At 68.8% G+C, this 9413-nt stretch carries 6 protein-coding genes; 5 read left to right on the top strand and 1 reads right to left on the bottom strand.

Annotated features, from left to right (window positions below; all coding sequences use genetic code 11):
* Nucleotides 1–530: 530 nt before the first annotated feature.
* Complete coding sequence (locus ACZ38L_RS37135) at nucleotides 531–3098, top strand: helicase associated domain-containing protein (protein ID WP_465702082.1); 2568 nt, start codon at nucleotides 531–533, stop codon at nucleotides 3096–3098.
* Nucleotides 3099–3315: 217 nt separating this feature from the next.
* Here ACZ38L_RS37135 and ACZ38L_RS37130 read toward each other — a convergent pair whose 3' ends face one another.
* On the bottom strand, nucleotides 3316–3747 hold the full coding sequence (locus ACZ38L_RS37130; RefSeq protein ID WP_465702080.1) for an integrase core domain-containing protein: 432 nt from the start codon (nucleotides 3745–3747) through the stop codon (nucleotides 3316–3318).
* Between the two features lie 170 nt (nucleotides 3748–3917).
* Between ACZ38L_RS37130 and ACZ38L_RS37125 the strand changes: the two genes are divergently transcribed.
* From ACZ38L_RS37125 to ACZ38L_RS37110, 4 genes are all read left to right on the top strand, one after another.
* Nucleotides 3918–5333: an IS1380 family transposase gene (locus ACZ38L_RS37125; protein ID WP_465702077.1), complete on the top strand. Its 1416-nt coding sequence runs from the start codon at nucleotides 3918–3920 to the stop codon at nucleotides 5331–5333.
* 1317 nt (nucleotides 5334–6650) lie between these two features.
* A complete protein-coding gene (locus tag ACZ38L_RS37120; protein ID WP_465702074.1) occupies nucleotides 6651–8132 on the top strand; it encodes a hypothetical protein in 1482 nt (493 codons plus the stop codon).
* Nucleotides 8133–8603: 471 nt separating this feature from the next.
* A complete protein-coding gene (locus ACZ38L_RS37115) occupies nucleotides 8604–8957 on the top strand; it encodes a hypothetical protein (protein ID WP_465702072.1) in 354 nt (117 codons plus the stop codon).
* 5 nt (nucleotides 8958–8962) lie between these two features.
* Nucleotides 8963–9352 (top strand): hypothetical protein, encoded by a 390-nt coding sequence (locus ACZ38L_RS37110; RefSeq protein ID WP_465702070.1) that lies wholly within the window; start codon nucleotides 8963–8965, stop codon nucleotides 9350–9352.
* Nucleotides 9353–9413: the final 61 nt, after the last annotated feature.

Genomic DNA, 9413 nt, shown 5'->3' with positions numbered 1-9413 from the left:
GGTGGGTGGGACAGCCCTCTTTCGCGGTTTCTTGCCTTCCCTCTCCCCCCCCCCGGCCCGCGCTCCGCGCGGGCTGACGGTCGCTCCGCTTCGCTCCACTCCCTCCTGTGGCTGAGCCTCCATCACACCATCTAGCAGGAAAATGGGCTGGGGTTCAAGCAGGCTGGCTAGGAGCGGGGGCGGCTCGACGGGGGCACGCACTGCTCTGCCTCACTCCCCCAGCTGACGATGGATCATGTGATTCCCGTGCGCCTCGCTGGCCCCGTCGGCTACACTGAGACTGTCCATCCCAGGTCGATGTATCAATCGTAGTCCGGGAGGGCTTCCGGTCTCAAGGCCCCTATGGACCCTTCGAGCGAAGCATTCCATCACTCCTGGAAAGACGTCGAAATCCCCGTTTGAGCTGGAAGAGAATTACCCGCCTCAGTTCCAATAGAAACTGCTCCCATCGCCTGTATCAGAAGAACAGCGGGAAGCCATCCCGGGTGGCGGCCTGTACCGACCACGCTAGTCGAAAGGAAAGCCATTTCGTGAGCATCGCCAAGCCGGGTCTGGAAGCCGACCGGGCATCCGACAGCATCAACCTCCGCGGCCACCAGGAAGAGGCGCTGGGGCCCATCGTGCGTGCCCTCACCCCGGGGCCGGGCATCGTGATGCCCAACGGTCTGCGGGCTAGCGTGCAGATGGCTACGGGCTCCGGGAAGTCCTACGTGGGGGCGGTGGCCGCACAGAGGCTGGCCCCGCACGGCGCGGTGATGGTCGTCGTTCCGACCCTCGACCTGCTGCTGCAGATGATCGGTTCCTGGCGGGTGGCCGGCCGCGCCGGGGAGATGTTCGCGGTCTGCTCGCTCAACCCCGGTGAGCTGCCTTACGGGGTGGCCGGCGCCACCAACTCGTTGCAGATCGCCTTGTGGCTCGCCCGTGCCGCCAAGAGCCGGCGCCCCGTCACCTTGTTCGCCACCTATGCCTCGGCCGGAGCGGTGGCGGGTGCCTACAAGGTGAAGCACGAGCTGGTGGGCGATGTACCGCCGCTGGAGCTGATGGTCTGTGACGAAGCCCACCGCTCCAGTGGCTCGGCCGAGAAGACCTGGACGGTGGTGCACCAGCAGGCGCAGATCCCCGCAGCACGCCGGCTGTACATGACCGCCACTCCGCGCGTGTGGGAACCGCCGAAGTTCCGGGCCCGTCAGGATGCGCACCAGCCGCTGACGGAGGATCTGGTCTGCTCCATGGATGATGTCGCGATCTACGGGCGCCAGGTCTTCGCGCTCGGCCTGGCCGAGGCGATCGACCGCAAGCTGCTGGCGCCCTTCGAGATCGTTGTCCTCGAGCTGCGCTCGCCCGAGCACAACCCGGAACTGGCGAAGCGTCAACCGCTCCCGTGGGGCGCCGGGGTGGGCGAGAGCGAGGAGGAGGACCAGGTCGACCCGCGCCGGGTCGCAGCGATCCAGGCCGGCCTCATCAAGACCGCCGTCGAGCGGAGACTGCGCAAGACCATCACCTTCCACTCCCGCACGATCGAGGCCCGCTATTTCTCGGAAACCCTGAACCAGACCGCCGAACGGCTCGCCTCGGAGAACCCGGAGAAATACCCGGATGAGGTCTGGGCGCAGTGGCTTTCCGGTGAGCACAGTGTGGATTTCCGGACCGAGGTCATCAACGGCTTCGGAACCACCGGAGAGAGTGACGGACTGCCGCATGCCTTCCTCAGTAACTGCAAGGTCCTGGGTGAAGGCGTCGATATTCCGAATGCAGACGCGGTTCTCCTGCAGGGCCGAGGATCGATGGTGGACATCGTCCAGGCCATCGGCCGGGCCCTTCGGATGCAGCCCGGAGAGGGAAAGGTCGCCTCCCTCATCGTCCCCGTCTTCCTCAAGCCGGACGAGGAGCCCGGAGACCTTCTCGAATCCGAGAGCTACGCCCCGCTGGTCAAAATCCTGACCGCGCTGAGGGCGCACGACGCCGAGGTCGTGGAAACCCTCGCCGTCCCCCAACGCAGCGGCAAACGCACCAAGGGGCGCAGCGCGGAAGCCGTTGAGGGTCCTGGGGTGACGGCGGAGGGTGCGCCGTCATTCACGCTGCCGATCCGGTTCAAGACGCCGGTGGACGCCAACACGCTGGCGTTGTTCGTGAATACGCGGGTACTGACCGGTGAGAACCAGTATTGGCGGGAGGGTATCTCCGCCGCGCGGAAATGGTTCGAGGAGTACGGGAATCTTGATGTTCCGTATTCGGCGATGGTCGGTAAGGCCGGAACTTTCCCGCTGGGGAAATGGCTGTCCGAACGTCGCAGGGAATACGCAGCTGGCACTTTGGCGCGACACCGTGTCGAGATGCTCGACTCGCTGGACATGGTGTGGTCCGTCTCGGATCAGGCGTTCGAGGCCGGCTTGGACTGGGCGCGGGCGTGGGCAAGCGAGCACTTCAACTCGCTGGCGGCGCCAACTCGGGCGTCGGTCGGGGGTTTTGGCGTGGGCAAGTGGCTGCAGGCGTTGAGGACTGCTGCGGAGGTGCCGGAGGGCGAGGAGGGGGCGCTGGATCCGGCTCGGCGGCAGCGTCTGGAGGAGATCGACCCCTGGTGGGCGCCGGCGTGGTCGATCACCTGGCAGCGGGCCTACGTGGCCGCCCGGGCGTGGTGGCTGGCCAGCGACGGCCGGGTCGACTGGCCGATCCTCGCCCTGGAGGTGGAGTTCGAGGGCGAGCCAGTGGGGCGGTTCGTCCAGCGGGCCCGCGCGGAGTGGGCGACGCTGGCGGAGGAGCAGCAGGAGCTGCTGGCGGCGATCGGCATCGAGGAGGATGCGGAGCTGGCCACGGCGCGGGCGGCGGCTGCCGCGAAGCCAAAGCGGTCCCAGGCGGATCGCTTCCAGCAGGGCCTGAGGGCCTTGTCCGTCTTCGTCGAGCGCGAGGGCCACGCCCGGGTTCCGCGGGCCCACAAGGAGGTGCTGGGCCCGGCACAGGGCGTCGTGGAAGGTGCGGGAGGCGGGGAGGCCGTCGCGGTCGTGTCGCTGGGTACCTGGTTGAACAACCTCAAGGCCCGGCGGGCGAAGCTCAGTGCGGAGCAGCTCGGCCAGTTGGAGGCGCTCGGGGTGGCCTGGTAGTCGGTGCTGCTGAGAAACTGCACGACGCCGACCAGTGGAAACGTCATCGACGTGACGCCCAAAACCGCACCACGATGACGCCGCACCAGCCGCTATCGACCCTGACCAGGCATCACCCCACAGGCCGGCACGACAAACTGGTGCAGTTCATCGCGACAGCGAGGTGCAACTTCACACCGATCGACCCTGTGCTTGCCGAAAATGTCATCCGCCCTGTTCAGGCTGCATGTTGGTATTCGTGAAGGAGGCCGCCGAGTCGGTCGGTTCGACGTATGTCGAGGCGGGCGATCTGCTCCGGGGTGTCGATCGGCTGGGGAAGGGCGCAGAGGGGGCGGGCGTTCGCGATGCCCTGGTGCGGCCTGTGGGAGTTGTAGAATTTCTCGAACTCCCGCAAGGCGTGGAGCAGGTGCCGCTCGTTCCAGATCAGGGTCCGGTCCAGCAGCTCTCGGCGGCAGGTCTGCACCCAGCGCTCCATGATGGAGTTCATGCGGGGGATCCTGACGCCGCTGAGCACGACCTGGATCCCCGCGTCGGCGAGGACGGCGTCGAACAGGCCGGGGAACTTCCCGTCCCGGTCCCGGATCACGTAGTGCGCCCGGGAGCCGGCGTCCTCGAGGTCCATGACGAGGTTCTTCGCGGCCTGCGTCACCCAGGACGCGGTCGGATGTGCGGTGGCGCCGAGGATCCGGATTCGTCGGTTGGCCTCGGGTATTCAGCCGAGCGGGTTGATCTGATGCCGAGCTAGGAAAAGGTGCCCCTGAGCTGCAACGATGCGAGTGTCTACGTCGTATCGGCTGCAAGAACAGGTGCACCTTCTCGGTGAGCGAGCGTACAGGGTGGGACCGGCGGTTGTCTGTGGCCGCCGACGGTAAGGGGCTGGTCGGGCACGCCGGGGTAGTGCTGCTGCACCAGGTCGCGGACCGGGTGGGACTGACCGCCGCGCTGGGCCGGTTGTGGCCCGGCGGCGGGAGCGCGACCTGGCGCGACCGCGCACACGTGCTGCTCGGCCTGGCGAGCGCGATCGTGTTGGGAGCGAAGAACCTGGCGGAGGCCGAGCAACTGCAAGCCCATCACACCGCCCTGTTCGGGGTCCCAGCCTCGGACTCCACCACGCACCGCACGCTGGCCGCGCTGGACGAGGCGGGCCTGAACCGGATCGCAACGGCCCGCGCCCGGGTCCGCCGGCACGTCTGGGGACTGCTCCACCTGCGGCCCGGCGGTTTCCCCTGGTTGGCAGTGGCGGGCAAGCGACTCACGGGCTGGATCGTCATCGATATCGACGCCACGATCATCCTGGCCGCCTCGAACAAGGCCGGCGCGGCGGTCACCTTCAAGAAGACGTGGGGCTTCCACCCGCTTGCGTCCTGGTGCGCCAACACCCAGGAGTCGCTGTCGATGCTCCTGCGGCCTGGGAACGCCGGCTCGAACACCGTGACCGACCACATCACCGTGCTCACCGCCGCGCTGCGGCAGATACCCGGTTCCTCCCAGGCGAAGATCCTGGTCAGGGTCGACGGCGCGGGTGCGACCCACGACCTGCTGGGGCACCTGGAGGCGCTGAACACTGCCCGTCGCACCGTGCGCTACCTGGTCGGCTGGACCATCACCGAAGACGACGAGAAGTCGATCGCCCGCCTGCCCGCCAAGGCGTGGGAGGCGGCGCTGAAGCAGGACGGCAGTGTCCACGACGACTACGGCATCGCGGAGTTGACCGGTCTGAACACCCGGCCGGGCTGGCCGGAAGGGATGCGACTGCTGGTCCGCAGGGTCCGCCCCGCCGGGCGGCACCGCAAGAAACTGACCGCCCTGGAGAACAGGACCGGCTGGAAGTACTCGGTCATCGCCACCAACATCCGGCACATGTGGGGCATTGCAGGCTCCCATCAGCCACAGTTCCTCGACGCACTCGCCCGCGCCCACGCCGTCGTCGAGGACCGGGTGCGAGCGGACAAGACGATGGGACTGCGGAACCTGCCCAGCCAGTCCTGGGAGGTCAACCGCGCCTGGATGCTCGCCTCGAACCTCGGCCACGACCTGGAGTCCGCCTGCTCGCCCTCCACGACCAAGGCGACCTGGTGCTCGCCGAACCGGGCACCATGCGCTACCGGCTCTACCACCTGCCCGCCCGCCTCACCGCCCACGCCCGCCGCCGCTGGCTGCGCGCCAGTCGTAGCAGCACGGTCGATCATCATGTCGCGGAGCTCGTCGGCTCTGCCAGAGCGCCTATCCGACTGACGAGGTCGCCACTTGTGTACCTGCCTCCCACCAGGCCGGATGAGGTTCTCGGCAAGGGCACTGTTCACCCTGCCCCAACCGGAGACGCCCTCAAGCTGAAATCCGACAAAGCATCACAGACACCCACTCAGTGGGCGTTTAGGGATGGTTGGCGGTACTAAGTCGCCTCGATGGCCAACATCTTCGGGGCGATTCGCACCTTACGTTCGCCTTCGTGGCCGTCCGAGCGCCAACCCGCATGACCGTTTGATCCGCTTCTCGGCTATGGATTCCGCCTGGTTTAGCAATGCGGAGAAATGTCCCTGCCAATGCAGATCTTCCAGGCATTTCGGGCCATGCGCCTTGGTGATGAATGCGATAAAAACGGGTCAAAACACTCGTTGCAAACCATCCCTAAACACCCACTCAGACCACCTCCAACGCCACCTCCGCGGCGCAGTGGTGCTGGCCGGTCGTCAGCCGGCTGTCGGTGTCTGGGGGCGGTGGGCTGTTCCTCGCGTCGGGCGAGCGGGCGGGGCCCGGCGCGGGTTCGGCGGGGCTGGGGGGGCGAGGGCGGCGGCCAGGTCGGCGACGGTGCGGCGGGGCCGAGGTGGTGACCGCCACCTCGGCCCCTCGGGTCGGCCCCGCCGGCTACACCTCAGCCGCGGGGCGCAGCATGTGGTGGTGTTCGACGTTGGGGCCGGTCCGTCGGTGTGCGGGTACTTGGCGACGCTTTCCGCGATGGTCGATGGGTCGGTGTCGTTCTGGGTTTCTGCCTGGTCTGATCGCGTGATGCCGGGGGTGTCACTCCCGCTTCGAGTCCGCCGTACCGCCGTTCGAGCCCCGGCGTGTCCGGCGCGGGCGTTGCTCGGTTTTGGCTGGACGGGCCGTCAGGAGTCGCTCTGGGCCCGTTCTTCGGCTTCTGGTTGCTGGTGGCAGGGCCGGCAGCGGGCCGATGCCGGGGTGCTGCTCGATGCGCCGGGGCTGCGGGTGTCGGCCGGGTTGTGCGGAGTAGGTGGGGCGCAAGCCCGGTCGTTTCGGCTCGCCAGGCGGTGGCCTGGTCGGATGTCGGTTCATCGCGGGCGCGGGGGTGCTGCGACACACGAGGTTTCTCACCGTCTTGATGCCTCGAAGGGATCGGATCGTGGTATCTACTGTGCTTTGTTCTGTTTTTCCATCAAATGTCCCTGTTGTCTGTCTTGTCGCGGGGGCTGGACGCTTTGCTGTGAGGAGAGGTGAACCCGCGGATGAGCACTCGTACTCGTGGACAGGGCGATCTGCCGTGGTACCGGGTCAACCGTCAGTGGCGCGTGACTGCGTTCAACGGAGCCCTGGTCGGTGGGACGGCACCAGTTCGTGCCGTCGTCGCGTCCGACCCGGCCGACCCGGCCGGCTCGGGTGGACGGCGTGGGGGCGGTATCGGTGGGGAGCGCGCTGCTGTCCGGCATGGCGCTGCTGGCGGCCACGGCTACGCCGGCGGCCGCCGCGCCGGTGGCGGCCATGCCCGTGCGGGTGCCGCGGGCTGATCCGTCGCAGACCTTCACCTTCACCGGCGCTTCGCAGACCTTGACGGTTCCGGCGGCGGCGGTGGTGACGATCACCGCGGACGGCGCCGGCGGCGCTGACAACACGGGCACCGCCTGTTCCGTCACGGGGACGGGCGGGAAGGGGGCGCGGGTGGTGACCACCCTGCCGCAGACCACCGCCCCGACGACCTTCACCATCAACGTCGGCGGCACCGGTGGCAAAGGCTGCAACGGCACCGGGACGGGGGGTGCCGGCGGGTTCAACGGCGGCGCCCCGGGCGGGGCCTACCCGGGCACTGGTTTTCAGGACGAAGGCCCGGGCGGGGGCGGGGCTTCCAGCATCAGCGCGGGCGGCTCCCTGCTGGTGGTCGCCGGGGGCGGCGGTGCCGCCGGCGGCACCGGCGCGGGCTCGGCCGGCGGGAACGGGGGCAACGGCGGGACAACGCCGGATGCCACCGGCGGTACCGCGGGAAGTGCCACCGGCCCTGGGGCTTCGCCGGGGCAGGGCGGGGGCGGTGGCAGCACCAGCACCAGCACCGTGGGCGGCGGCGGGGCCGCCGGCACCGCTCCACTGTGTTCGGCCACGAAAGGTGGGCCGGGAAGCGGGTTCTCCGGTGCCACGGTCGGTACCGGTGGCACCGGGGGCAGCATCGGCGGTGGTTGCGCCCTCACCATCATCGGTGCCGGTGGGGGCGGTGGGGGCGGGTACTTCGCCGGCGGGGGCGGCGGCAGCGCCACCGTCAACAACACAGGCACCTCGGGGAGTGGCGGCGGAGGCGGTGGGGGCAGCAGCTTCGCCACCGCGTCCGGTACCGGTACCGGCTACAGTGCCTCCACCATCGGGACAGCGAACCACAACGGCCAGGTGACCATCTCCTACACGCTCCCGTCCTTGACCATCACCAAGACCCACACCGGGCACTTCACCCAGGGGCGGGACGGCACCTACACCATCACCGTCAGCAACGCCGCCGGAGCCGCCCCGACCAACGGCACCACGATCACCGTGTACGACACCCTTCCCGACGGGCTCAGCGCCGACAGCATCAGCGGCACGGGATGGAACTGCACGCTGAACAACCTCACCTGCACCCGCAACGACATCCTCGCCGCCGCAGGCAACTACCCGCCCATCACCCTGAAGGTCGACGTCGACTGCCGGGCCCGCGCCCAGCTGACGAACACCGCCACGGCCATCGGCGGCGGCGACACCACCCCCCACACCGCCAGCGACCCCACCAAGATCAAGCGCCACGAGCACGACGACCGCTGCAAGCACCAGGACCAGCGGTAACCCAACCGACTTGCCCGTGACGGTGGGGCCGTCCACCATGACGGCCCCACCGTCCGACGTAAGCAGCTTGCCCTCGCAGATGTCGTGCCTTCCGCCGAGCACATCGTCAAGGGCTACGAGGTAGGGATCCTGCAGGACTCGGCGGGTCTCCCAGACCCCGGTTGTTGTCCCGGGGACCCCAGCGGGCTGGCAGGGCCGCCGCAGGCCGGGACGACCCTTGAGCGGACGCAACGGGACGCGGGGGGCAGGCACGTCCCCGGTGGGGCTCCGGGCGCTGCTGGCGGCCGCCAGGCCGCGCGGACCGCCCTCGGCGGGCCGCACCACCACCACGACCGCCGCAGGCCCGCGCCCGCCGAGCGCCGGCCCGCCCCACCCGACAACCACCACACATCCGGGACCAGGCAGGAGAGGCGCACCAAGGGGGGTTGTCAGCCCTCCCGACCCCTGTCGTAGGCGGTCCGACCTGGGATAATGCCGGATCATCCGCGGGGCGGTGGCGCGTCCAAGAGCGCCCCCAAGACCACCAGCACGACGTGGTCCAAGACCACCCTCAAGAGCACCTGCGCGGCGCAGTGGTGCTGGCCGGTCGTCAGCCGACTGTCGGTGCCTGGGGGTCGGTGGACTGCTCCTCGCGCCGGGCGAGCAGGCGGCGCCCGGTCGCCCGGGCCGGCTCAGTCGTGCACGATCGGGGCTGGGGATTCGGCTCCACCAGCCGGCACCGGCATCGAGGCCTTCACCGGTAACGACTACGACGCCAACCTGGACATGACGGTGTATCTGTACCGGCAGGCCTACGGCGGCCAGTACACCATCGCCGTCGGCTAGCGCCCATGCGCCTGCTGATCGTCGGCCAGGGTTCGCAGCACACCGGGTACGCCCGGGTCCTGCGGACCCTGGCCGTGCTGCTCGCCCACGATTTCGAGGTCTTCTTCTTCTGCCTGATGTCCTCGGCAGCGCCCAGCCTGGCGGGGGTCAGATGCATCGCTCCGGTGCTACGCGGCGATCCGCACGGCCTGGCAGAACTCCCGGCCGTACTCAGCCGGGTCCGGCCGGACGTGGTGCTCGCCTGCCACGATCCCGCGATGCTGGCGGCCCAGGCCGAGGTCGTCCGGGCACACAGCCGCTCCCGCATCGTGTTGTACCTGCCGCTGGAATGGCAAGCACAAGATCCTTTGATGCTGAGCGAGCTTCTGAGGCTTGCAGATGGGGGTGACAGATAGTCAGTTCGGCTCTATGTATGGGAGGTGAGGTATCCCGATGGGGGTGGCCTGACCGCGCGGG

It is taken from the genome of Kitasatospora sp. NPDC024654, assembly GCF_055559155.1.
Note: the sequence above shows the minus strand (reverse complement) of the source record. Positions and strands in the feature narration are given on the sequence as shown.

Coding starts and splice junctions, on each gene's coding strand:
- ACZ38L_RS37115 (WP_465702072.1), top strand. CDS start 8,604: ATGCCGGATCATCCGCGGGGCGGTGGCGCGTCCAAGAGCGCCCCCAAG.
- ACZ38L_RS37110 (WP_465702070.1), top strand. CDS start 8,963: ATGCGCCTGCTGATCGTCGGCCAGGGTTCGCAGCACACCGGGTACGCC.